We start from the raw sequence: 22,678 nt of genomic DNA, 5'->3' as shown, positions 1-22,678 counted from the left end.
GTTGCTTCTCTTTTTGTTTGTGGCTCACGTTTGGTAGCATTCGCTTTGAAGGCAGGTGCTTGGGTGGTTGTTACAGCCCTTCATGACTAAGTGTTTCAAAGGCTGTGATACTCGGCAATTTCTATTGGCAGCTTAGCAGACAGTTCAAGCTCTCCCTTTAGAAAGCAGCCACCTGAAGGGTACTTCCTATTCTTAGGTGGGTTCAAAAAGTTTTCACGTGAAACATTTTTACTTTTCTAATGCCTGATAATGCCTCTAGCTAGGGATTTCCAGCATAACGAGTGCAGTTGGTCATTAGTCAGCGTCTGAGATTTTTAACAAGTAAAAACCGACTATCTTCCATTAAAATTAGTGGAAGATAGTCGGTTTTTGAGGTCTCACGTTTGTTAGTGTTCGCTTCAAAGAATGTGACGAATTGTCACAGCTCTTTCTAACTTATTGTTCGACGGAGTAGTTTGGTGCTTCTTTTGTGATTTGAACATCGTGAGGATGGGATTCTTTCAATCCGCTGCCGCTCATTTGGATGAACTGGGCATCGTCTCGTAATTGTTTCAGGTTGCCTGCACCAACATAACCCATGCCGGCCCGCAAACCACCAATCATTTGGAACAAGATATCAGATACGCTGCCTTTGTAAGCTACCCGACCTTCGATTCCCTCTGGCACCAACTTGTTAGCTTCATTGACGCTACCTTGGAAGTAACGATCGCTGGAGCCTTTTTCCATTGCTCCCAATGAGCCCATGCCTCGGTAAGTTTTAAAGCGGCGGCCTTGGTAGATTTCGAATTCGCCTGGAGATTCATCTGTCCCTGCCAGCATAGAGCCCAACATTACCGCATGACCACCGGCAGCCAAAGCCTTCACGATATCGCCGGAGTACTTGATCCCGCCATCCGCAATAATCGCTTTGCCGTATTGACGAGCCACTGAAGCAGCATCGTAAATCGCCGTCAACTGAGGGACGCCGACACCAGCGACTACACGAGTCGTACAAATGGAGCCAGGTCCGATCCCGACTTTCACTACATCGACACCGACATCATATAATGCTTTGGTAGCTTCTGCAGTGGCTACATTGCCGGCAATTAAGGTTGCCTCTGGGAAAGTTTCACGAATCTCTTTAATCTTCCGGATAACACCGGCGCTGTGCCCATGGGCAGTATCAATGACAATCGCATCGGCACCAGCTTCTAACAATGCACCAGCCCGCTCAAAGGTATCGCTGGTCACGCCGACAGCTGCAGCCACTAACAAACGACCATGTTCATCTTTGGCAGCATTCGGGAATTCAATCACTTTTTCAATGTCTTTAATCGTGATCAGACCGCTGAGACGGCCTTCTTCATCAACAATCGGGAGTTTTTCGATTTTGTGTTTTTGCAGAATCTTTTCAGCATCCTGCAGTTTCGTACCAACTGGAGCAGTAACGAGTTCGGATTTAGTCATGACATCATTAATCGGAATACTGTAATCCGTAACAAAACGCATGTCACGGTTAGTAATAATCCCTACCAATTTACGGTTTTCCATCGTTTCAACGATTGGCACACCACTAATGCGGTATTTGGCCATCAAATGTTCTGCATCCGCCACCAGGTGATCTGGCGTCAAAAAGAACGGATCAATGATTACGCCGCTTTCGGAGCGTTTGACTTTGCGAACTTCATCCGCTTGTTGGGCAATCGTCATGTTCTTGTGAATGACACCCAAACCGCCTTGACGACTCATGGCAATTGCCATTTTGCTGTCGGTGACGGTATCCATACTTGCTGAAAGGATCGGGATATTGAGTTTGATGTTTTTGGCAAGCTGCACGCTCATATCCACATCATTTGGCAATACATGGCTTTCTGCCGGAATCAGCAGCACGTCATCGAAGGTCAAGCCTTTTTTCGCGAATTTCGTTTCCCAGTTGGACATTTTCGTTACCACTCCTCGATTTTATTTTTATTGATGAATTTAACAGAAATATTGCTACAAGTCAACCAACAGACAGGGATTCTTAGGAAAGCTGCTTCCCTTTAAAAAGCACCGCTGATAAAGCATAGATTTTTCCTGTATTCATCTTTTTTAATAAAGTAATTAATAAAGTAGCTTTTTTACTACACCCCCTCCCCTGCTCCTTCTAAGTGAAAACTGCTTCTATTGCCCTAGCCAAGAAAAATTTAAAGGCGCAGAAATCCCGCTCTATTAACGCCAACTGTCGCTACCTTTATTTCGGGGTCGCTTTTTTAGTTGAAATACAGTATACTGGTTTCGAGTTAATATGTTAACAAGTTAAGGAGTCTTGCGTAATGAATTCAACAAATGAGCAGCGCTTGGTCGCCCTGGGGCAACAAGTGACCCCGGCCTGGTTGGAAGATCAAATCCACTCTGCCATCCTTAAAATCGAGAAAAATATGCTTCGCTTTGGGGAACAATTTCCCTCAGCCTGTGCCACTGACGGCGTTTATCGCCTCAAACCAAACGATGACTGGACCAACGGCTTTTGGACAGGCATGTTGTGGTTGGCCTATGAATGGACCGGCGATTCGAAATTTCGACAATTGGCAAAAACCAATCTAGACAGCTTTCAAGATCGCTTAGACCGGCACTTCGTCTTGGATCACCATGATATTGGCTTTCTCTACAGCTTATCGGCTGTAGCTGGCCATCAACTGACCCGCGAAGAGGCTTATCGTAAACAAGTTTTGCAGGCGGCAGATGTCCTGATGGCACGTTTTCAGACCCGCGGCAATTTTATTCAAGCTTGGGGAAAAATGGGCGATGCAAAAGAGTATCGCTTGATCATTGATTCACTGATTAACCTCCCGCTTTTGTTCCGGGCATCACAGCTCTCGGGTGATTCTCGCTATCGAGAAGTTGCCCAAAAGCATTATCAAACACTGCTTCACACGGTCATCAAGCCCGATGCCACGACTTACCATACCTACTACTTTGATCCTCAAACGGGCGAGCCGTCACACGGCGCGACCCATCAAGGCAACAGCGACAACTCCATCTGGGCACGAGGCCAAAGCTGGGGTGTGTTGGGAATTCCATTAAACCAGCATTATTTGGATACCCCTTATCCTGTAATCTATCCTCAACTGGTCACGGTTTTTCTTGATCATTTACCGGCGGATCTCATTCCTTACTGGGATTTTGATTTCACAGATGAAAAGCCGTCGGAAAAAGACAGTTCGGCTCTGGCTATCGCTGCCTGCGGACTGTTGGAAGCCGCTAAGCAAAAAGCTTATCCTGAGGCCAAACAGTTGGCTAAAGGCATGATTTATCAGTTGGGAACCTTGTACACAACTCAGGATTTGCAAAATGAAGGAGTATTACTTCACGGCGTGTATGCCCACAGCGAAGGCAAAGGCATCGATGAACCCAACCTCTGGGGCGATTACTTCTATTTGGAAGCTTTGATGCGCCTGCAAAACCCCGACTGGAAAAACTACTGGTAAGGAGACCACCACTATGACCACCTTTGCAATCAAAGAAGATTTTTTATTAGATGAGCAGCCCTTCAAAATCATCAGCGGGGCGTTACACTACTTTCGGATGACACCACAGCAATGGGAAGACAGTCTTTATAACCTGAAAGCCCTGGGCGCAAACACGGTTGAAACTTATATCCCCTGGAATTTACACGAAGCACAAGAAGGTGTTTTTGATTTTTCCGGCTCTAAAAATCTGGAAGCCTTTGTCCGACTGGCGGAAAAAATGGGCTTGTGGGTCATCTTGCGTCCTTCTGCATACATCTGTGCGGAATGGGAATTTGGCGGGTTACCCGCCTGGCTGTTAAAAGAACCCGGCATCCGGCTGCGCTCCGGTGATCCCCGCTTCATGAGCAAAGTCGCAGCTTATTATCAAGAACTGCTGCCACGTTTGTTGCCACTCCAGATCACTCACGGCGGCCCAGTCCTGATGATCCAAATTGAAAATGAATACGGCTCATACGGCATGGACAAAGATTACCTTAGACAAACCAAGAAACTGTTGGAAGCCGGCGGAATTGATGTGCCGCTGTTCACTTCAGACGGGGCCTGGCCTGAGGTATTGGACGCGGGTACCTTGATTGAAGAAGATGTCTTTGTCACCGGCAATTTCGGCAGTCGTTCTAAAGAAAATGCGGCCGTTTTACAAGACTTCATGGCGGCTCATGGTAAGAAATGGCCCTTGATGTGTATGGAATATTGGGACGGCTGGTTCAATCGTTGGGGCGAACCAATCGTCAAACGTGACCCCCAAGATTTAGCAAATGAAGTCCAGGACATGCTGGAAATCGGGTCAGTTAATCTCTATATGTTTCATGGGGGCAGCAATTTCGGTTTTTACAACGGCTGCTCGGCGCGAGGCCAGCAAGATTTGCCTCAAGTAACCAGCTATGATTATGACGCACTACTGACAGAAGCCGGCCAGCCAACAGAAAAATATTACCTCGTACAACAGGCTATCAAAGCTGTCTGTCCTGACGTTTGGCAAGCCGAACCGCGGGTCAAAAAACTGGTAGCTTTAGGAACATATCCGGTTTCTGACAGCGTCTCACTCTTAAAAGTGAAGGACCAATTGATGACGCCAATAACGACAGCATATCCATTGACCATGGAACAGGCTGGCAGCGGCTATGGTTACTTGCTGTATTCTCTGGATTTGAAAAACTACCATCATGAAAACAGTATTAAAGTCGTCGATGCCGGTGACCGCATTCAAGCCTATGTTGACGGTGCCTTAACTCCTTTACAACAGACAGACCCATTACTCAGGGAAATGACGCTTACAGGAGCTAGCTCTCAGGATATTATCACCCTTGATCTTTTAGTAGAAAATCAAGGACGCGTCAACTACGGTTATAAATTGAACCATCCTGGTCAAAGCAAAGGCATTCGCGGCGGTGTAATGCAAGACATTCATTTCCACCAGGGCTACCGCCATTATCCCTTAGATTTCTCTTCTGAACAGTTGGCCGCTGTTGATTTCAGTGCTGGAAAAGACCCGCAGCAGCCTTCGTTTTATCGCTTTTCGTTTGACCTGGATGCCATCGGTGACAGTTTTATCGATTGTTCTGCTTATGGCAAAGGTGTCGTTATCGTCAACGGGCACAATCTGGGGCGCTATTGGAATCAAGGTCCCATCTATTCCCTGTATTGTCCAAAAGAATTCCTGCGCCAAGGTGCCAATGAAGTAATTATCTTCGAAACAGAAGGCATTGAATTGACCCAACTGCGCTTTACCGATCAGCCAATCTGCGACACAGAATAAATTTCTCACAACATCAAAATAGAGATGGCGGCTTATTCAGCCTCCACCTCTATTTTTGTTTTGAAGTATTTCCAATGTTTGTAGCTGACGATATACTCTGCGACGCTGTGATCCGGCAAATAGGTATGTTTGATCTGCTTGACTGCCGGCTCCCGGAAGCTCAAATGCAATCGATTCAAAATCTGCGGCTCATCTGGAAAGACGATTTCATTGGTTTCAACCGACGCCATCGCAAACAAATCAATCCCAAAATCTTTTCTGACCCGCTCGTATACACTGGCATAATGCGCAAGGTCATTGTCCAGCGGCTCTTTGACGAGGGTACGGGGCAAATGAGTGATGTGTAAAAGAAACGGCGCATCCTCAAAATAACGAACCCGCACGATTTTGTAATAGGCGGACTCTTCTGGCAGTCCCAACTCCACAAGCATCTCCGGTTCTTGTTCCAAGGTAATCGATAAGACCTCTACTCGCTCCGTATCGCTTGTATGAAGTTCAATATCGGAAAATTTGACACTTTGGGAAACTTTCGCTTTAGAAACAAAGGTCCCCTTCCCCTGAATCCGATACAGATAACCCGCTGCTGTTAATTCGTTCAGCGCCTTTACCGCCGTAATCGAGCTAACTGCATATTTGCGTTTAATATCCGCTTCGGAATAAAATTTATCCCCCGGCGTGAAGGTATGATTTTTGATTTCTGCCAACAGATCTTGTTTGATCTGCTCATATTTTGGTAACACGATGACGGCCTCCCTCTGTACTGCTCATACAGCAAGCATAACATGTCAAGTTGTTTCGTGCAATTGTTTCTATGCGCAGCGCTTTCAAGGTGCAAAATGATGCCCCGCCTTTTTCTGATCCCAACTCCTTACTCGTTAATTTAAGGCTCGTTTTATAAGTGAAAACTTCCACAAAAGGAAATTATTTTCATTTTTTCGTCAGGATGATCAGCAACAGGCTGCAAACAGTGACCAAACTTCGCCGCTAATATTTTCAAGAAAAAAATATAATATATTAAGAGGTTAGGTTTACTTCGAATAAAAGATGTGATATAGTGAACACGTTCAAAAGATGACATATTAAGTTGACACTTTTTATTGGAGGGAACAAGATGAAAAACATCGTATTGGTGAGCCACGGCGATATGGCTGCTGGCGTCAAAGCCAGTCTCGAGATGATTGTCGGTCGCCAAGACCAAGTCCATGACGTCTCCTTGCGACCAGATGGTGATGACCGGCAATTCGCTGCTGATTTACAGGCAAAAATGAAAACCCTTTACGGATCAACATTAATCATTACTGATCTATTGGGAGGCACTCCAGGAAACGTCTCATTAAAGCAATACTTGGAAAATGATGACGTCCAAATCATCAGTGGTTTATCGTTGCCGCTGGTCATGGAAGCGGCGTTAAACCCCAATGCAACAATCAGTGAACTGATTGCTACAGGGCGCAACGGTATTTCTGATCTCAAACAAGCACTGACTGCTACCCAACCGACAACCACAGAAGCGGCGCCGGCAAGTGGCGCTGAAGACTTGTCCCAATATGCAGACTACGCCGGCAAAGCCAATGTCGTCAACGTCCGTATTGACGAGCGCTTGATTCACGGTCAAGTAGCAGGTATCTGGACCACCAGCCTCAATACGCAACGAATCATCGTAATCAATGATGAAGCGGCGACAGATCCATTGCAAAAATCTTCTTTGCGAATGGCGGCCCCTTCTTCGATGCGTTTGTCCGTCTTACCGGTAGATACCGCAGCTCACAACGTCGAAAGTGGAAAATACGGCAATCAACGCCTTTTCCTATTGTTTAAAAACCCAACTGACGTGCTCCGTTATCTGGAAAACGGTGGGACATTAGCCACTGTCAATGTCGGAAACATGAGCTACAAAGACGGCACCAGAGAAGTCACAAAGAGCATTCAGGTAACCGCGGCAGAAGAAGAGGTTTTTGAAGCTATTGCCCAACGCAACGTCAAGATAACAGCTCAATTAGTTCCAAATGACCCAGTCGTCGATTTTATGCAAAAATTGAATCACTAAGGAGGAAACGAGTATGCATTTAGCTGCTTATCAAATCATTCTTATTACTATCTATGCTTTTATTGCTATTAACGATTCATTTATTTCCAACACTTTGACCCAGCCGGCGATTGCCGGGATGATCTCTGGTTTGATCATGGGGGACTTGAAAACCGGCCTGATGGTAGGTGGTACCTTGCAATTGATGCGCCTGGGGATTGCAGCTTTCGGGGGCGCTTCGGTGCCGGATTACTTTACCGGTGCAGTCTTAGGTACAGCCTTTGCCGTCATCTCTGGTAAAGGTGCCGAATACGGTATCGGACTTGCAGTGCCGGTATCCTTGCTGATGTTACAGTTGGACGTCGTGGCCCGCTTCTCCAATGTCTTCTTGCTTCACCGGGTAGACAAAGCCATCGAAAACATGCAGATCAAACGCATCCCGCGACTGGTATTATCAGGATCTGTTTTGTGGGGATTGTCTCGAGCGATTCCAATTCTCTTGATGCTGTTAGCAGGAGACGCAGTGGTCACTACCCTCACCAACAACATGCCGGAATGGCTGATGAACGGATTGAAAACTGCCGGTGGCGTGATGCCCGTCGTTGGTATCGGTATTTTGTTGCGTTACTTACCGACAAAACAATACATTCCCTACCTTCTAGTCGGCTTCTTCCTGGCTGCTTATTTGCAAGTTCCAATGCTGGGTGTTTCCATTATTGGTGTCGTGGCGGCAATGATCGTCTTCTCCCACGACAAAGAAAAGAATAACAATAATACTCAAACTGTCACAACTGCAGGAAGCTTTGAAGGAGGCATCGATGGCGATGAATGACAAAAAAATAACTAAAAAAGATCTGAATCACATCAGCTGGCGCTATATTCTGGGCAGTCAGTTGAACTGGAACTATGAACGAATGATGAGCTCCGGTTACCTTTACGGGATCTTGCCTGTTTTGAAAAAACTCTACGGGGATGACGAAGCACAATTGCAAGATATGATGCGGGTGCATAACCAATTCTTCAATACCAATGCCATCTTTGGCAACCTCATCATGGGGATTGACGTGGCTATCGAAGAACAAGACGGCTACAAAGCCAAAGATACCGTAGCCGCATTGAAAACGGCATTGATGGGTTCTCTAGCAGGGGTTGGGGATTCCTTGTTTCATGTGATTTGGGGGACTATTTTTGGTTCCATCGCCGGTACTTTGGCTCAAAGCGGTTCTACCATCGGCTGTATCATCTGGATCTTAGCCAACATCGCATTGCTCTTTGGTCGTGCGGCACTGCTGCCTCTAGGTTACACGCAAGGGGTCAAGCTGGTAACAACATTGAAAAACCAGCTGTCCGCCTTCACCAATGCCGCAACCGTCTTAGGGGTTACAGTAATCGGTGCGCTGATTCCTTCTGTGGTCAAAGCTTCCGTTCCTCTCGTCTATAAAAAAGACGGCGTTGAGCTGGTCATTCAAGATACACTGAATGCCATCTTGCCAGCACTGGTGCCTGTCTTGTTAGTTGCCCTGACTTACTGGATGCTGGGCCAGAAAAAACTCAATTCTACTCGCGTGATTTGGATCATCTTGATTTTGTCGATTCTTTTGAGCGCTATGGGAATCCTGGCTTAATGCTTCTGATAAATACTCGTGCCCGCTGGCTGATCTTTGAAGATCGGCAGCGGGTATTTTAGTTGCCGTAGACTAGCAGCCCCCGCTAGCTGTACCTTGTTAGGCTCTGATACCTTTAGAAAAAATACTCCCTCCCACTAAAACATCCCCTGTCTCTCCTATTTTTTTTGCCAAAAACCAGTGCTGATTTTGAATCCTATCCAGTATTTGTTAGAATTATCTTAGTGAGAAATCGATTTCACTAATGAATGGAGGAAGTGAAGCAATGGAGGAATTCAATCGGGCACTGGCCCACCTGCAAGAAAAGTTCGGAGACAAGGATAATCTGATCGGGCTGTCCACCATCAGTCTAAAATCAACACCTGATGGACGGCCACATCCCGCCGTTCGTTTTGTGGATGCCTATTATGAGGATGGTGCTTTTTACACCGTGACTTACGCAACGAGTAGCAAAGTCCAACAAATCATGGCAAATCCGGCGGTAGCCATCTGCTATGTCGTGGACAGCTTCACTGCAGACGGTCATGGAGAAAACCTCGGCTGGGTCAAAGATAGCAAAAACAGTGCCCTCGCTGCTAAACTGCGGGAAATTTTTGCCGAATGGTACGACGATGCCAACAATGACGACGACCCTAACACCTGTATCCTGAAAATCACACTGGACAAAGGGCTGTGGAATTTTCCCCACGAAGGAAAATGTACCCTCATTGATTTTGTGACAAAAGAAGTCGAACACCGGGGATAGCCGTAATTTTCTGTGACTTACGAAGCTACTTCAACGATAATAACGGCACTACTCAAACCGATGACATTTGTTGTGTCTGGATCCGCTGAAGAAACGTTCCCTTACAGTGAATGACACTGACTTCATTTGATGAAGTCAAGATTAGTCATCCTCTGCAATGTTTAACAAAAAAAGACAAGTCACTTCCACATTTTTTGAATGGAAGCGGCTTGTCTTTTGCTTTTGCAATGGACAATTTTGTTGTTGGTTGTTTCAGAGGACAGTGCTGGAGCGATTGTCATCATCCCATTTATGATCAGACCAGATAGCTCAAGTCACTGGCCAGCGTAGGATAACCCATGATCATTTTAGTAAGGTCTTCAGTCGTTAGTTTTTGTTGAATACAAAAGGTGAGGTAGTTGATCATATCATCGGCACGTTCGCTGAGGACAGACGCACCGATAAGCATTCCCTCAGTATTTTTTACTAGTTTTACTTTAGCAATATCTTCATTCACTCGACGATAAGTAAACCACTGGGTAAGATCCATGACTGTCTCTGTTTCACCGGCATCTGGATTGGCAATGGTCTGGCCAGTCTCTGCTAGCTTGGGGGAACCGTAGACAATAGTAGGAATCAAAGGGTAATTGATTGCTGCTGTCTCCCCTAAAATTCGGGAAGCTACGTAACTTCCTTCAAAAGTAGCGACTGGGGTCAGCTTAGGTCGCCGCTTGGCTACAACATCGCCGCAAGCATAAATATGGGAGACATTGGTTTGCAAGAACTCATCGACTGCTATGCCACCTCGGTTGACAGCCACCCCTGCTTTTTCCAAACTTAACCCTTCAATATTAGGGATTCGTCCAGTAGCAGCTACCACGTAATCAGCCGTGTAGCTTTTTTCATCATCTGTCCGCAGCTGAACACGATTGTTACCGTCAGTCAGAGCGGCCGTAATTTCCGTATCCCATTTAAATTTGATTCCTTTTGCTGTCATCTGAGTGGTCATTTCCTGTACCAGCATTTCATCGAAGGCTTTCAAAGGCCGGTTGTTGTGGTGAATAATTGTAACCTGGCTGCCACAAGCAGCAGCTATCGTCGCCAATTCAAACGTGATATACCCTGCTCCAAGAAAAATCATTTCATGGGGCAACGTTGATAAAGACAAAAAATCGGTACTCGTATGAAGCAGCTCTGCACCAGGAATCTCTGGTAAACTAGGCCGCTGTCCAGTAGCAATAATAATATCCTTTGCTTGTAATTGTCGTGTACCAACTCGAAGTGTATCTTGACTGACAAAGGATGCCTGTCCCTTGATTGTTTCAATCCCAGCAGTATTGAGACTTCTTTGAAAACTTTCCGGTGCTGGATCAGTGAATGTTTTTTTGAAGGCCATCAATTGCGGCCAATCTATTTTCGGTTGATTATTAAATCCTTTTCCCTGTAACTGCCTTACCTGTGTCTTAGCTTCTACAGCACCTATTAATACCTTTTTAGGATCACAGCCACGATTGGGGCAGGTGCCGCCCCACAAGTCCATTTCTACCACAGCGACTTTCTTACCGGCATTTTGCAGTGGGCTGGCACAAGCCATCCCTCCTACCCCAGAACCGATTACAATCACATCAAATTTTTCCATCTCAAGTCCTCCTGTCTACCATACAAAAACCAGTTACCTGCTTATTCCTGTTCTGCCAAATACGCAAAGACTGCTTGCCTAGTTAAAATACCTTTGACACTGCCATCTGCTTGCTGATTTCTTCCATCAGAGTCATCTTCTAAGACAGCTACGCCATCAAATTCTGCCAATAACAAGAAGACTTGTGCCAAATTATCCGTCAGTCGGCAATAAGGCAATTCCCGCGTCTGAAGCGCCGAAGAATCCGTCAGCAAACGATCGGCTAAACAGCTGATCTTCGTCTGATAAATTCCCATTTGGCTAGCAGGCTGATCCCTTTCTGATCCTATTTTTTGCTCTTGAAAAAACTCGTTGATAAATGATTCGGAAGGGGCTGTCAGCAACTGTTCCGGCGTATCTACTTGTAAAAGCTCCCCTTCTTTCATCACAGCGATGCGGTCGCCTAATTTTATTGCTTCTTCCATATTGTGCGTCACAAAGACCACAGTAGTCCCAAGTTTAGCGTGGAGAGCCAAGACAAGCTCTTGAAGTTCGTTGCGGGAAATGGGGTCTAGTGCACTAAAAGGCTCATCCATCAAAATGACCTCCGGATTGGCAGCAAGTGCTCGTAGAATACCGATTCGCTGCTGCTCACCACCGGATAGTTCCGATGGCATCCGCCTGCGGTACAACTCTGGATCCAGCCCGACACTGGTCAATAACCGATCAGTCTCTTGTTGTTGCTTTTCTTTGGTCCAGCCGACCATCTCTGGAATCACCATGATATTTTGAGCGACGGTCATTGTTGGAAACAATGCAATCTGCTGCAAAACGTAACCAATCTGCCAGCGAACTTTGCGAATATCATACGCAGATAACGGCTGGTCTTTATAATAAATTGTCCCACTGGTGGGTTGCGATAGTCCGTTGATCATCTTTAACGTGCTGGTTTTACCACTACCGGAAGGCCCTACCAAAACAAAGATTTCCCCTTTTTCAATGCTAAAGCTCAAATTTCGGATAATCTCTTTATCATCATAGGCTTTTGTCACCTGATCAAATACGATTTGAGCGCTCATCACCGTCCCTCCTTCAACAAACCGGCTTGAACCAGAAAATTCCGTGCAACGTCTGCCGGTTCTTTTTTCTCGACATTGACTTGGTAATTCAGTGCTACCATCTCAGCTTCAGTTATCTTCCCTGCTAATTTTGACAGTGCTTCAACCACTTGTGGATGCTTTCTTTTAAAGGCTTCCGTCATCAAAGGCGCTCCTTGATAAGCAGGAAACAAACCACGATCGTCTGCTAGTGTCACCAGATCATATTGCTTGATTTCACTGTCAGTGGAATATGCGTCAATCAAATTGACATCGCCATTATTGATGGCCTGATACCGTAAGGCTGGCTCCATACTCTGGACAGAAGGAAAATCCAATCCATAGTTCTCCTTAATCCCCCGATACCCATCGGAGCGGTCGATAAATTCCAATGTAAACCCGGCTTTGACTTCTGACTGAATCTTTGCCAAATCAGAAATTTTCGTAATTCCGTTGGCTTCGGCAAATGTTTTTTTCATTGCTAATGCATACGTATTTTCATAAGCCATCGGTGGCAAAAAGGCCATATCGAATTGCTCTTTCAACAGCATTGCCGCATCTTGGTAGGTCTCTTCTTGGTTCCTTTTTTTATTCTGCTGATTCTCCGGCAGCTTTACCAGACTTTCTAAGACTGTGCCACTGAATTCTGGATAAATGTCCACCTGTCCATGCTGTAACGCACTGAAAAGAAAACTGGTTTTACCAAAATTAGGTTTCAATGTTACTTGTGCCTCAGCGTCTTCTGCTTCAATCAACTGTTGGTACATATTGATCAAAATATCTGGTTCGGCCCCCAATTTTCCGGCAATTACAATAGGCGTCTGCGGCTGCAGACGATTGGCATAGACTTCATATCCGCCTAAACCTAACAATAAAATTGCCAGAGTAATCAATGTGTAGCGGGGCTTTTTTTGTTGCAGGAAGCGGATCAACGCGCCAAAAAAAATCGCCAACACTGCCGCACTTACCGCACCAATCAGTGTCAAATCAGGAGAATTCCGATCAATTCCCAATAAAATAAACGTCCCCAGACCACCGGCCCCAATCAGTGCCGCCAATGTCGCCGTCCCGATAATCAACACAAAGGCTGTTCGAATTCCGGAAATAATTACCGGTAACGCCATGGGTAACTCCACTTTAGTTAGTCGTCGCCAGCGGCTCATACCAAAAGCTACGGCTGCTTCTTCAATAGAAGGATCGATCTCAGTCAGTCCGATATACGTATTTTGAAAAATCGGCAGCAACGCATAGATTACCAATGCAATCAAAGCCGGTGCCGTGCCAATTCCTACAAATGGAATCAACAATCCCAGCAGTGCCAGCGAAGGAATCGTCTGTAAAACACTGGTGAGCTGCAAAACAGCTTCTGCCGCTTTTTTATGTGCTGTCAGCCAAATGGCTAGGGGGACAGCAATTGCCATCGCTAGTAACAACGCGACTACCGAGATACCTAAATGCTCGATAGTTGCTTGTAGCAGCTCCTCTTTTCGTGATAAAAATGTCGCCCATAGTTGTCCCATTCCATTATCCTTTCTCCAACCTGAAGGATTGTGCCCTTGCAGCAAAACAATTGATCTGGCATCTTTTCCCACGAGTTTTTCGTGATTGCTCTCTTATTGCTCTCTTTAAGTATAGAGGGTAGCCGTTTTTTTCACCAAAGATAAGACTGGAAAATTTGGGCATAAAAAAACCGTTCATAAGCCTTTGCGAACTGAACGGTTAAAAGACCAACTAAGCATTAAGTAAGTCATTTTTACTGAAATAATCGGTTGCGAAAAGAGGGATGCGCTAATAACTATCTTTCATTTTTTATTATTGCTTGATAAGAGTAGTATATTTTTATTTATTCATTCCTTATACTTCATTACACTCCGATCTAATATTCCACTACTAGCAGCGGTGCGGCCGCTATTTATATAGGCAATAGTTAGGTAGGGGATATCTCCTGTTTGCTCTGAAACTTTATTTTGGATAGCCATCGCAAGATTATCTATAAATTGATGCCGAACATTTTCATTTTCATATTTTACATCATCAACAATGTAAGCTTTATAACCGCGGTCTTCCAAAGGCTCTGTTGCATCAATTGGCTCAATTTTTACAATAAAGCCAGAACCAACAGAAATTATTTCTTCGAAAGCTGCATTGATAGCGTCCTCTTTTTGCTTGACTTCCTCCGCAGCTTTCTTCTTAGCTGCTTCTTCAGCTGCTTTTTGCTTTGCTTCTTCCTCAGCCTGTTTCTTTGCTTCCTCTTCAGCTTTTTTCTTAGCAGCTTCCTCAGCTGCTTTAGCTCTAGCAGCTTCTTCTTCGGCTTCTTTTTTTGCCTTAGCGTCAGCTTCCTTTTTCTTTTCTACTGCTTCAGCATTTGCTTTAACCTTAAAATCTGTAGAAGTTCTGTTTTCTTTGTCTTCATCATCAATATAGTTTACATGAAGTGTAGTATCTTCATATCCTGTAGTTCCAAATACTGTATTAAAACTACCATCTTTACTTGGCTGTGATTCTGCTTTTAGGTCGTTTATATACAGAGTACCTTTCCCGTCAACCTTTCCTTTAATCGCAACCGTCCCGTCATTATTTGCAGTAGCTTCTGTCTCATCTAGCTTTATTGATAAATCATTACTACATGCGGCCAAAAAAAATACCATTAATGGCAATACTAATCCCACAAACCACTTTTTCATTATAAAAACCTCCTTTTTTATATTGCATATCAATAAAATCTTATCATTAAATGTAGATTTTAGCCCCTAAGTAGCACTGTAAAGATATTTAGTCACCGAATCGAGATTGATTGCCTCCCAGTCACATAATGTTTTCGAGCATACGTAATTTTTTCAAATATACTCTGGCCGGATATCAGAATCATATAGGTGGATTTCAACAACCTCCGCGAATTTTTTCACTTCCTTTCGATTAGAAGGAGACATGTCCCAAGTGGAGAGGCGCCAATGGATTGATTGTTAGTACGGGCTCACTGTTGAAATTTTGTTTGACGGATGTTTGATTTCCCTAATATTTTAGTTCAATGATTAAAGTTTATTGACTACAATCACGAATGATTTAAACTAATAAGAAAATTCTCGGAAAAGGCACCGAGGCTCTCTTTCTATTCACTTCAGCTTACGACAGCTTATTGAACTTGAATTTTCCCTCAGCTGCATTACGATAATATTCAGGATACATAACTGATTCACAGCTTTTACATGTAAATTGTGGTGAATGATTTGGGTCGTAATCTAAATCACTGACATCAAAAAATCAACGCCCTCCTTCGAAATATCCTCCATCTCGCTACATTTGAGACAAATAAATCTAACACACTATCTCTTGCTCAATCGAAGCAATTTCTGCTAAAGGCTTTTTATTTTGCTTCTTCATACTTAATTTGGAATTCTTTTTGTCCAATTCTCCTCTCGCATGAACTTCTTCGCTTAACTACTTTTCGCATATTTTACAATATGAAATGCTGTAAGAAGACTGACCTATCAACCTTCTTACAGCTCAACTTTTTATAAGTCCTTTATCTACTACAAAAAAACGCCTCGAAAAATCGAGACGTTTTTAGGATAATCCGTGTTTATTGTTCCCGTGGTGGGACGGCAAAACTGCCTTGAATGTTGTATTTTTTCTTCAAGAACCAACGCAATCCCAATGCGGCTGCCCCGATTGCGACAGTCCCCAACGGCGGCAATGTCGGATTGATGATGTCGAACATCGGTAAACTGGAGACACCCCACAAAAGCATCCACAAAAAGAAGATCGGTACCATCAACAGCATCGCTTTCCAAAGTTTCGGACGCTTGCTCTTGTCTGCGCCTGGTTGCTCGTATTGGTAAAAGAATTTGTAGAACAGATAGAAGACAAAACCACCAATCGCCGCCCCTACCAACAGGCTGAAGACCCCATACATTTGGGCTTTGCCATTGGTGAACAGTCCCATCACACCTACCATCAAACCGAAGACACCCAGGATGAATAAGGTGTTGTCCACCCACATCAAGACCGGTTTTGCTTCTGGCATTGGTTGCGGCTTGTTCAAAATTGATTCGGTTCGTTCAGCGACGGTTCCGAACAACTGACGGGCCGTTTTCCCGCTTTTTTGTTCTTCTACCAATGTCGGTAGAATGTCATGCATTGCGATCACCATTTCTTCTTCAGAAAGATTGGCCGCCTGCAGCGATTTCTTTAAATCAAAAATATATTGTTGATTACGTTTAGTCAGCTGCGGTTCCAGCTCACGATTTTCGGAAACATATTGCCGTAAAACTTCTGGCTCCATGCAGAGTTCCTCCTCATTGCATTGCCGATCACAGGTGCAACACCCGTTTTCGTACAAAGTTAAAAATTACGTCCAAAAACCATTTTATCATATTCACAACCTGATAAACAGTTTTTTTGACCGCTTACACGTTGAATCGGAACAACATGACATCGCCATCTTGAACGACATAGTCCTTGCCTTCCAAGCGGACGCGCCCGGCTTCTTTGGCGGCATGCATGTTTCCGTATTTGTCTAAGTCTTCAAAAGAGACAGTTTCCGCTCGAATAAAGCCCCGTTCAAAATCAGAATGGATGATACCGGCAGCTTGGGGTGCTTTGATACCTTTTTTGAAGGTCCACGCCCGCACTTCTTGAACGCCGGCAGTGAAATAAGTTGCCAGTCCCAACAGGTCATAGGCCGCCCGAATCAATTGATCCAAACCAGACTCTTCAATCCCCATTGCCTCCAAGAATTCTGCTTTGTCCGCGTCGTCCAATTCTGCAATTTCTTCTTCTGCACGAGCGCAAACAACGATGACTTCCGCATTTTCCGAAGCGGCAAAATTGCGAACTTCTTGCACATAGTGGTTGTTGTCAGCATCGGCAACTTCATCTTCTGACACATTGGCAACGTACAGAACCGGTTTAGTCGTCAACAAGAACAGGCTCTTGACGATTTTTTGTTCTTCATCAGAAAACTCGATACTGCGGGCTGACTTGCCTTCTTCCAAGACCGGTTTAACCTTATCCAAGACTGCCAATTCGGCAACTGCCTCTTTGTCTTTGGTCTTCGCCACTTTAGCTACCCGATTGTATCGTTTGTTGATGGACTCGAGATCTGCCAATACCAGCTCCAAGTTGATGGTATCGATGTCTTCCAACGGATCAACGCGGCCTTCTACGTGAGTGATGTTGTCATCATCAAAACAGCGGACAACATGACAGATGGCCTCCACTTGGCGGATATGGCTCAGAAACTGGTTTCCTAAACCTTCTCCTTTGCTGGCACCTTTAACAATACCGGCAATATCGGTGAATTCAAAAGTCGTTGGTACTGTTTTCTTTGGTTGAACCAGTTCTGTCAACCGTTGCAGGCGCCAATCCGGTACTTCCACCATTCCGACGTTTGGATCAATGGTTGCAAAAGGATAATTGGCCGCTTCTGCTCCGGCTTTGGTAATTGCGTTAAACAAGGTAGACTTACCGACGTTTGGTAAGCCGACGATTCCGGCAGTTAATGCCATAGTAACTTCACTCTTTCTTTTTAGATTGATAAAACACGGCAGCCTCTTTAAAAAGGTCCAAAAGGCTGTCGCTTTGCTTTAGCTGAAAAAACAACACTTAGACTAATACTAATAAAGCTCGGCAATCAGCTACCATTCAAATAAACGGCAACCACTGCTTATTCGGCAGCAGTTGGAGCTTTTTCCAGAATTTTTTTTAACTTCTTCTCAAAATCACGACGGGTCAACATCACGATGTGGCCGCAATTGGTGCATTTGATTTTGATGTCGGCGCCCATGCGGATGATCTGCCAACGATTGGCTTTACAGGCATGGGGCTTTTTCATTTCCACGATATCTCCCAGATCATACATGATAGATCCCTCCGATTGTACTGGTGACCGCCGCTACTGAAAATACGATTTGCGATTTCCTCCGGCAGTACTGCCCCGGGAGCCGCCAGTTTTGCAATATTCTAAGCTTCGTCAAACTGAATATCCAAAATATCCAAAATACGGGTCAAATCCCCTTGAGACAAATACTCGATTTCAATCTTGCCCTTGCCGTCTTTCTCCAAGATTTCGACATTGGTGCCGAATTTGTCCATCAGACGTTCTTCCCCTTCTCGCAAGTAATAGGGTTTTTCCTTCACAATGCGGGGAGTCTTTTTAACTTCTTTCTTGTTGTTCATCGCTGACACCAGCTGCTCGAGTTGGCGCACAGTCAAGTTTTCTTTCACACAGCGATTGGCCAGTTTCAAGATCTGGTTTTTGTCCTTCAAACCAAGCAAGGTGCGGGCCTGTCCCATAGAAAGTCGTTCATCTTGCAGCATTTCCTTTACCAGCTTCGGCAGTGTCAATAACCGCAGATAATTGGCGATGTAAGGACGGCTTTTACCCAAGCGCTCGGCGACTTGTGCTTGGGTCAATTCCAGGTTCTTCATGAGCATTTCGTAGGCTTCTGCTTCTTCCAACGGGGACAAATCTTCCCGCTGCAGATTTTCCAAAACAGCAATCTGCATCATGGACTCTTCATCAAACTCGCGAATAATTGCGGGGATTGTTTCCTTATCTGCAAGTTTTGACGCTCGGAAACGCCGCTCGCCGGCAATGATTTCATACCCTTTTACCGCTGACTTGCGGACAATAATCGGCTGAAAAACACCAGATTGCGCAATCGATGTCGCCAACTCCTGCAGTGAGGCTTCATCGAAAGTCTTACGGGGTTGATAGGGATTTGGTCGCAATTCGCTGAGGGGAATATCCACCACTGTTTCCGTCTTCACGTCGACTTCTTCCAAATCTTTGAAATCTTGAAAAAGTGCATCGATTCCTCGGCCTAACCCTTTTCCTTTATTTTTCACGGACTAACACTTCCTTTGCCAGTGCCAAATACATCTTCGCACCTTTGGATTCCGGATCATAGTCGATAATGGACAAGCCGTGGCTTGGCGCTTCTGACAACCGGACATTGCGGGGAATGATGGTATCATAGACTTTTTCTTGGAAATAACGACGGACTTCTTCCACTACTTCCGCCCCCAGATTTGTACGGGCATCGTACATGGTCAAGAGTACGCCTTCGATCTTCAGTTCTGGATTGAAATGTTTTTGCACCAAGCGCACAGTATTCAGCAACTGACTCAAGCCTTCCAATGCATAATACTCGCATTGAACTGGAATCAAAATCGAGTCGCTGGCAGTAAATGCATTGATGGTCAAATGCCCCAAAGAAGGCGGACAGTCGATCAAAATATAGTCATAGCGATCACGAATTTCTTCCAATGCGGACTTCAAACGAGATTCCCGCGCCATCATAGACGTCAATTCGATTTCGGCACCTGCCAACTGAATCGTCGCCGGTACGATATCCAGTCCTTCACGACTGCTGGGCAAAATCGCCTCAGCAATCGGTTCTTCATTGACCAATACATCGTAAATATCCTTTTTGACATCCGGCTTGCGGACACCTACACCACTGGTGGCATTGCCTTGAGCATCGATGTCTACCAGTAGGACTTTTTTTCCTTCAAATGCCAAGCAGGCGCCGAGATTAACCGTTGTGGTTGTCTTTCCTACGCCGCCTTTTTGGTTTGCCACAGATATGATTCGTGCCATAAAGCAGGGATCCTCCTCTAGTTTATGATTCTTCTTGGGTCAGCTCGACTAGTCAAAGGCGCTAGTTGAGCTGCCTCAACGCTTTTATTGACGACAGTCTGCTACTTAGGAAGCTGTCGGCTGAACTTACTTGATGGGCTGTTTGTTAGGCAAGCCCGGTTTGCGGGGATATTTTTTCGGTGTTTCTTTTTTCTTTTGGATGACCAGAAAATGCCGCTCGTCACCGCCCACAGGTAGGGACATGGCGATCTCTTCCATGAACTTTCCGCCCATTGCAGCGATTGCCGGCTTCGCTTCTGCCAGCTCCTCGTCACTTTTGGCAGCCTTCAAGGCAAAGAAGAACCCGTCTTTTTTCACCAATGGTAGGCACAGCTCTGCCAGGACATTCAAGCGAGCCACGGCCCGCGCAGTCACATAGTCAAAGCTCTCACGAAAGGCTTTGTTTTGTCCAAAAGTCTCTGCTCGATCATGATACAAACGGACACCTGTCAGTCCCAAGGTCTCCGCCAAATGCGTCAAGAACGTGATCCGTTTGTTCAGGGAATCTACGATAGTCACCTGCAGCTCTGGGAAAACGATCTTCAAGGGAATACTGGGAAAGCCCGCGCCAGCTCCCACATCACAAATAGATGCAGTCGGATCTAGCCGAACTGCCAATGCCAACATCACGGAATCATAAAAGTGCTTCAAATACACTTCTTTTTCTTCTGTGATGGCAGTCAAATTCATCTTCTCGTTCCATTCCACCAACAAGCGGAAATAATCAGCAAACTGGGCCATCTGTCGGTCATCCAGTTGGATTCCGTCAGCTTCCAGCCGCAATCGGAATTCTTCAGGCAGCATAGTGTATTCCTTTCATTCAAAAAGCGGTATAACCCGCCGCATTTAGAGTGTTTCACAAAAATGTTTCACAACCACTACTTTAACGCAAAACGGCGGTTTGTGCAATGGTTTGTCCGGGGGATTTAATGGATCATTAGAAAAATGTCCTTGAGGTTTCACCAAAAAAAGCCCCCCAATCACCAAGGATTAACGGACTTCTTTAAAAGTATTTTCAAGATTCTTTCAGCTTATCACCAAACCGCTGCCAGTGCTGACTGATTGCTCTGGTCTAATGCACTTTTTAAATCAGACCGCTGCTTTTTTCACCTGAAAGCGCAGAACTGTGCGACTGTTTTCTGGTGCTGTTCTACGAGGATCCGAAAGATAAATTTCCCGATGCTGCCAGCCTACCCGTGTCACTTGTTCCGCAGTTGCGAAAGCCTGCATTTTTTCAAAACTGGCAGGCTCTTCGTCAAAGGCTCCTTGATGCAGCATTTGAACACAAAGACCTTCTTCTACTTCTTCAAAGGTTACCTCTTCCAGCAGTGGCTGAGGTTTCTTTTCTTTAACCATTGCCAGTGTTTCGGCAAAGTCCTCGGCTGTAATCACTGCCGGTTGGCGGATCATGATTTGGTAGACAAACTTGTCTTTATTCAAAGGATCTTCTGGATCAGAGGTACTCCAAACACCTTCCAGCGGATAGACGGTAAAGTCCGTATATCCAACTGCACCAGCTGCCTCTGGATCATTCAGACAGCGCTTCTTGTAACCCATTTTTAGCGGATAAGCCAATGAATACAAGATGCCCACCCGCTCGCTGAAATCTTCCTTGTTGGGATCGCCGGTACCGCTGATCATGATAAACTGCTGCTTAGGCAGGGTAATCAGCGCCGGTTTACGGCCAGGCAGGTAATAATTTTTTTCCGTCTTTTTCCACTCATGTTTCATCCGTGAGCTCCTCCTTTGTGATTTTCTCCCTGCAGATTGCTTCATCAACAGGCAGGCTATATTTTTGGTTAAGCTTCGCTATTCGCTGTCTCATTGCCTCACGAAAACTTGCTGGTGCCACCACTTCCCCCTGATCGCCAAAAGACAAAATAAAATCATAGGTCGTGACATTATCCGGCAACCAGCAGGTTACAAAAAAGCGGCCATCTGCCAGCTTGCGTACATCAGAAAAGCTTTCATAGACCCGATATGCTAGCCTTGCTTCAAACACTAATTTCAGCTTGACTAATGCGTGCTGTTCTTTTGGCTGTAATCCTTTATCTTCAAAGTCCACTTCTTGCCAGACGCGTTCAAATGTTTCTTGAGTTACGTTGACTGCCTGCATCCGTGTTAATTTGAAGAGACGAAAGTCCTGACGCAAATTGCAAAAAGCCCACAAGTACCACTCATGACTTTTGAACACTAGCTGCAACGGCTCTACTTCACGATCAACAAAGGTCCCTTTATAGCTCAGATAAGTGAAGGTCACTTTCCGTTGTGTCAAAATCGCCTCTTGCAGTTGTGAAAACAAAGCAGAACGTTGCCCAGTCCAATCAGAAAAATCGACCCGCATCCAGCGACGTCCCCCGCCGGCCTTTTGAAACAATGCCCCTAATTTATTCAATAACTCAGCTGAACCTTCTCCAGCATCCACCGCCTGCAAACTTTGCAAAGCCATCAAGATTCGTTTTTGTTCACTTGCCGTCATCAGGGTACGATCCAAAACATAGCCTTCTTGCAAGAAGATCCCGCCGCCTTTTCCCGGAGTTGTATAAATTGGAACTCCCGCAGCACTCAAAGCATCTACATCTCGGTAAATGGTGCGGACTGACACTTCGAATTTTTCCGCCAGCTCCGGCGCCGTTGCCTTGCCTTGATTCAACAACTGCAACAATAGCTGCAGCAATCGACTGTTTGTCATTGCCCCA

Annotated in this window: 20 protein-coding genes; 6 read left to right on the top strand and 14 right to left on the bottom strand. The window is 45.3% G+C overall.

What is annotated here, in order from left to right; all coding sequences use genetic code 11:
* Positions 1-435 precede the first annotated feature (435 nt).
* Positions 436-1,920, bottom strand: coding sequence for an IMP dehydrogenase (gene guaB, locus BAU14_RS12370; RefSeq protein WP_161900419.1), 1,485 nt, complete (start codon positions 1,918-1,920; stop codon positions 436-438).
* Between the two features lie 374 nt (positions 1,921-2,294).
* Here guaB and BAU14_RS12365 point away from each other — a divergent pair, with 374 nt between their 5' ends.
* Both BAU14_RS12365 and BAU14_RS12360 read left to right on the top strand, forming a co-directional pair.
* Positions 2,295-3,449 (top strand): glycoside hydrolase family 88 protein, encoded by a 1,155-nt coding sequence (locus BAU14_RS12365; RefSeq protein ID WP_161900418.1) that lies wholly within the window; start codon positions 2,295-2,297, stop codon positions 3,447-3,449.
* A gap of 13 nt (positions 3,450-3,462) precedes the next feature.
* On the top strand, positions 3,463-5,247 hold the full coding sequence (locus tag BAU14_RS12360) for a glycoside hydrolase family 35 protein (RefSeq protein ID WP_161900417.1): 1,785 nt from the start codon (positions 3,463-3,465) through the stop codon (positions 5,245-5,247).
* Positions 5,248-5,279: 32 nt separating this feature from the next.
* On the opposite strand, the gene BAU14_RS12355 is transcribed toward BAU14_RS12360, so the two are convergent.
* Positions 5,280-5,987, bottom strand: coding sequence for a GntR family transcriptional regulator (locus BAU14_RS12355; RefSeq protein ID WP_161900416.1), 708 nt, complete (start codon positions 5,985-5,987; stop codon positions 5,280-5,282).
* Between the two features lie 371 nt (positions 5,988-6,358).
* Between BAU14_RS12355 and BAU14_RS12350 the strand changes: the two genes are divergently transcribed.
* The 4 genes from BAU14_RS12350 to BAU14_RS12335 all read left to right on the top strand — a co-directional run bounded on the left by BAU14_RS12350 (position 6,359) and on the right by BAU14_RS12335 (position 9,643).
* The gene (locus BAU14_RS12350) at positions 6,359-7,294 is read left to right on the top strand and encodes a PTS mannose/fructose/sorbose transporter subunit IIAB (RefSeq protein WP_161900415.1); all 936 of its coding nucleotides are present in this window, start codon (positions 6,359-6,361) and stop codon (positions 7,292-7,294) included.
* Between the two features lie 13 nt (positions 7,295-7,307).
* Positions 7,308-8,105, top strand: coding sequence for a PTS mannose/fructose/sorbose/N-acetylgalactosamine transporter subunit IIC (locus BAU14_RS12345; RefSeq protein WP_161900414.1), 798 nt, complete (start codon positions 7,308-7,310; stop codon positions 8,103-8,105).
* Positions 8,092-8,898: a PTS system mannose/fructose/sorbose family transporter subunit IID gene (locus tag BAU14_RS12340; protein ID WP_161900413.1), complete on the top strand. Its 807-nt coding sequence runs from the start codon at positions 8,092-8,094 to the stop codon at positions 8,896-8,898. Before BAU14_RS12345 ends, BAU14_RS12340 begins: the two co-directional genes overlap by 14 nt.
* Positions 8,899-9,163: 265 nt before the next feature.
* Complete coding sequence (locus BAU14_RS12335) at positions 9,164-9,643, top strand: pyridoxamine 5'-phosphate oxidase family protein (protein ID WP_161900412.1); 480 nt, start codon at positions 9,164-9,166, stop codon at positions 9,641-9,643.
* A 295-nt stretch (positions 9,644-9,938) separates the two neighbouring features.
* Here BAU14_RS12335 and BAU14_RS12330 read toward each other — a convergent pair whose 3' ends face one another.
* From BAU14_RS12330 to BAU14_RS12275, 12 genes are all read right to left on the bottom strand, one after another.
* Positions 9,939-11,261 carry a dihydrolipoyl dehydrogenase family protein gene (locus tag BAU14_RS12330; RefSeq protein WP_161900411.1) on the bottom strand — a complete coding sequence of 441 codons (1,323 nt, stop codon included), beginning with the start codon at positions 11,259-11,261 and terminating at the stop codon, positions 9,939-9,941.
* 41 nt (positions 11,262-11,302) lie between these two features.
* Complete coding sequence (locus tag BAU14_RS12325; protein ID WP_161900410.1) at positions 11,303-12,319, bottom strand: ABC transporter ATP-binding protein; 1,017 nt, start codon at positions 12,317-12,319, stop codon at positions 11,303-11,305.
* Positions 12,319-13,857, bottom strand: coding sequence for an ABC transporter permease/substrate-binding protein (locus BAU14_RS12320; RefSeq protein ID WP_161900409.1), 1,539 nt, complete (start codon positions 13,855-13,857; stop codon positions 12,319-12,321). The genes BAU14_RS12325 and BAU14_RS12320 overlap by 1 nt, the downstream gene beginning before the upstream one ends.
* A 327-nt stretch (positions 13,858-14,184) precedes the next feature.
* The gene (locus BAU14_RS14285) at positions 14,185-15,021 is read right to left on the bottom strand and encodes a hypothetical protein (RefSeq protein WP_202622227.1); all 837 of its coding nucleotides are present in this window, start codon (positions 15,019-15,021) and stop codon (positions 14,185-14,187) included.
* 896 nt (positions 15,022-15,917) lie between these two features.
* Entirely contained in the window at positions 15,918-16,619 is a 702-nt protein-coding gene (locus BAU14_RS12310; RefSeq protein ID WP_161900408.1) for a DUF1129 domain-containing protein, read from the bottom strand.
* A gap of 124 nt (positions 16,620-16,743) precedes the next feature.
* Positions 16,744-17,844, bottom strand: a complete 1,101-nt coding sequence (gene ychF / locus BAU14_RS12305) for a redox-regulated ATPase YchF (RefSeq protein WP_161900407.1) — start codon at positions 17,842-17,844, stop codon at positions 16,744-16,746.
* Positions 17,845-18,002: 158 nt separating this feature from the next.
* The gene (locus BAU14_RS12300; RefSeq protein ID WP_161900406.1) at positions 18,003-18,197 is read right to left on the bottom strand and encodes a DUF951 domain-containing protein; all 195 of its coding nucleotides are present in this window, start codon (positions 18,195-18,197) and stop codon (positions 18,003-18,005) included.
* 101 nt (positions 18,198-18,298) lie between these two features.
* Positions 18,299-19,186, bottom strand: a complete 888-nt coding sequence (locus tag BAU14_RS12295) for a ParB/RepB/Spo0J family partition protein (protein ID WP_161900405.1) — start codon at positions 19,184-19,186, stop codon at positions 18,299-18,301.
* Positions 19,176-19,940 carry a ParA family protein gene (locus BAU14_RS12290; RefSeq protein WP_161900404.1) on the bottom strand — a complete coding sequence of 255 codons (765 nt, stop codon included), beginning with the start codon at positions 19,938-19,940 and terminating at the stop codon, positions 19,176-19,178. Before BAU14_RS12290 ends, BAU14_RS12295 begins: the two co-directional genes overlap by 11 nt.
* Positions 19,941-20,066: 126 nt before the next feature.
* Positions 20,067-20,783: a 16S rRNA (guanine(527)-N(7))-methyltransferase RsmG gene (gene rsmG, locus BAU14_RS12285; protein ID WP_161900403.1), complete on the bottom strand. Its 717-nt coding sequence runs from the start codon at positions 20,781-20,783 to the stop codon at positions 20,067-20,069.
* Between the two features lie 285 nt (positions 20,784-21,068).
* Positions 21,069-21,710 (bottom strand): GyrI-like domain-containing protein, encoded by a 642-nt coding sequence (locus tag BAU14_RS12280; RefSeq protein WP_161900402.1) that lies wholly within the window; start codon positions 21,708-21,710, stop codon positions 21,069-21,071.
* Positions 21,700-22,671 (bottom strand): helix-turn-helix transcriptional regulator, encoded by a 972-nt coding sequence (locus tag BAU14_RS12275; RefSeq protein ID WP_161900401.1) that lies wholly within the window; start codon positions 22,669-22,671, stop codon positions 21,700-21,702. Before BAU14_RS12275 ends, BAU14_RS12280 begins: the two co-directional genes overlap by 11 nt.
* Positions 22,672-22,678 lie beyond the last annotated feature (7 nt).

The organism is Candidatus Enterococcus leclercqii, assembly GCF_009933135.1.
GTDB lineage: Bacteria > Bacillota > Bacilli > Lactobacillales > Enterococcaceae > Enterococcus_C > Enterococcus_C leclercqii.
Note: the sequence above shows the minus strand (reverse complement) of the source record. Positions and strands in the feature narration are given on the sequence as shown.

Bases quoted from the DNA above. Each gene is read 5' to 3' on its own strand.
- guaB (WP_161900419.1), bottom strand. From the start codon at position 1,920: ATGTCCAACTGGGAAACGAAATTCGCGAAAAAAGGCTTGACCTTCGAT.
- BAU14_RS12365 (WP_161900418.1), top strand. From the start codon at position 2,295: ATGAATTCAACAAATGAGCAGCGCTTGGTCGCCCTGGGGCAACAAGTG.
- BAU14_RS12360 (WP_161900417.1), top strand. From the start codon at position 3,463: ATGACCACCTTTGCAATCAAAGAAGATTTTTTATTAGATGAGCAGCCC.
- BAU14_RS12350 (WP_161900415.1), top strand. From the start codon at position 6,359: ATGAAAAACATCGTATTGGTGAGCCACGGCGATATGGCTGCTGGCGTC.
- BAU14_RS12345 (WP_161900414.1), top strand. From the start codon at position 7,308: ATGCATTTAGCTGCTTATCAAATCATTCTTATTACTATCTATGCTTTT.
- BAU14_RS12340 (WP_161900413.1), top strand. From the start codon at position 8,092: ATGGCGATGAATGACAAAAAAATAACTAAAAAAGATCTGAATCACATC.
- BAU14_RS12335 (WP_161900412.1), top strand. From the start codon at position 9,164: ATGGAGGAATTCAATCGGGCACTGGCCCACCTGCAAGAAAAGTTCGGA.
- BAU14_RS12330 (WP_161900411.1), bottom strand. From the start codon at position 11,261: ATGGAAAAATTTGATGTGATTGTAATCGGTTCTGGGGTAGGAGGGATG.
- BAU14_RS12325 (WP_161900410.1), bottom strand. From the start codon at position 12,319: ATGAGCGCTCAAATCGTATTTGATCAGGTGACAAAAGCCTATGATGAT.
- BAU14_RS12320 (WP_161900409.1), bottom strand. From the start codon at position 13,857: ATGGGACAACTATGGGCGACATTTTTATCACGAAAAGAGGAGCTGCTA.
- BAU14_RS14285 (WP_202622227.1), bottom strand. From the start codon at position 15,021: ATGAAAAAGTGGTTTGTGGGATTAGTATTGCCATTAATGGTATTTTTT.
- BAU14_RS12310 (WP_161900408.1), bottom strand. From the start codon at position 16,619: ATGGAGCCAGAAGTTTTACGGCAATATGTTTCCGAAAATCGTGAGCTG.
- ychF (WP_161900407.1), bottom strand. From the start codon at position 17,844: ATGGCATTAACTGCCGGAATCGTCGGCTTACCAAACGTCGGTAAGTCT.
- BAU14_RS12300 (WP_161900406.1), bottom strand. From the start codon at position 18,197: ATGTATGATCTGGGAGATATCGTGGAAATGAAAAAGCCCCATGCCTGT.
- BAU14_RS12290 (WP_161900404.1), bottom strand. From the start codon at position 19,940: ATGGCACGAATCATATCTGTGGCAAACCAAAAAGGCGGCGTAGGAAAG.
- rsmG (WP_161900403.1), bottom strand. From the start codon at position 20,783: ATGCTGCCTGAAGAATTCCGATTGCGGCTGGAAGCTGACGGAATCCAA.
- BAU14_RS12280 (WP_161900402.1), bottom strand. From the start codon at position 21,710: ATGAAACATGAGTGGAAAAAGACGGAAAAAAATTATTACCTGCCTGGC.
- BAU14_RS12275 (WP_161900401.1), bottom strand. From the start codon at position 22,671: ATGACAAACAGTCGATTGCTGCAGCTATTGTTGCAGTTGTTGAATCAA.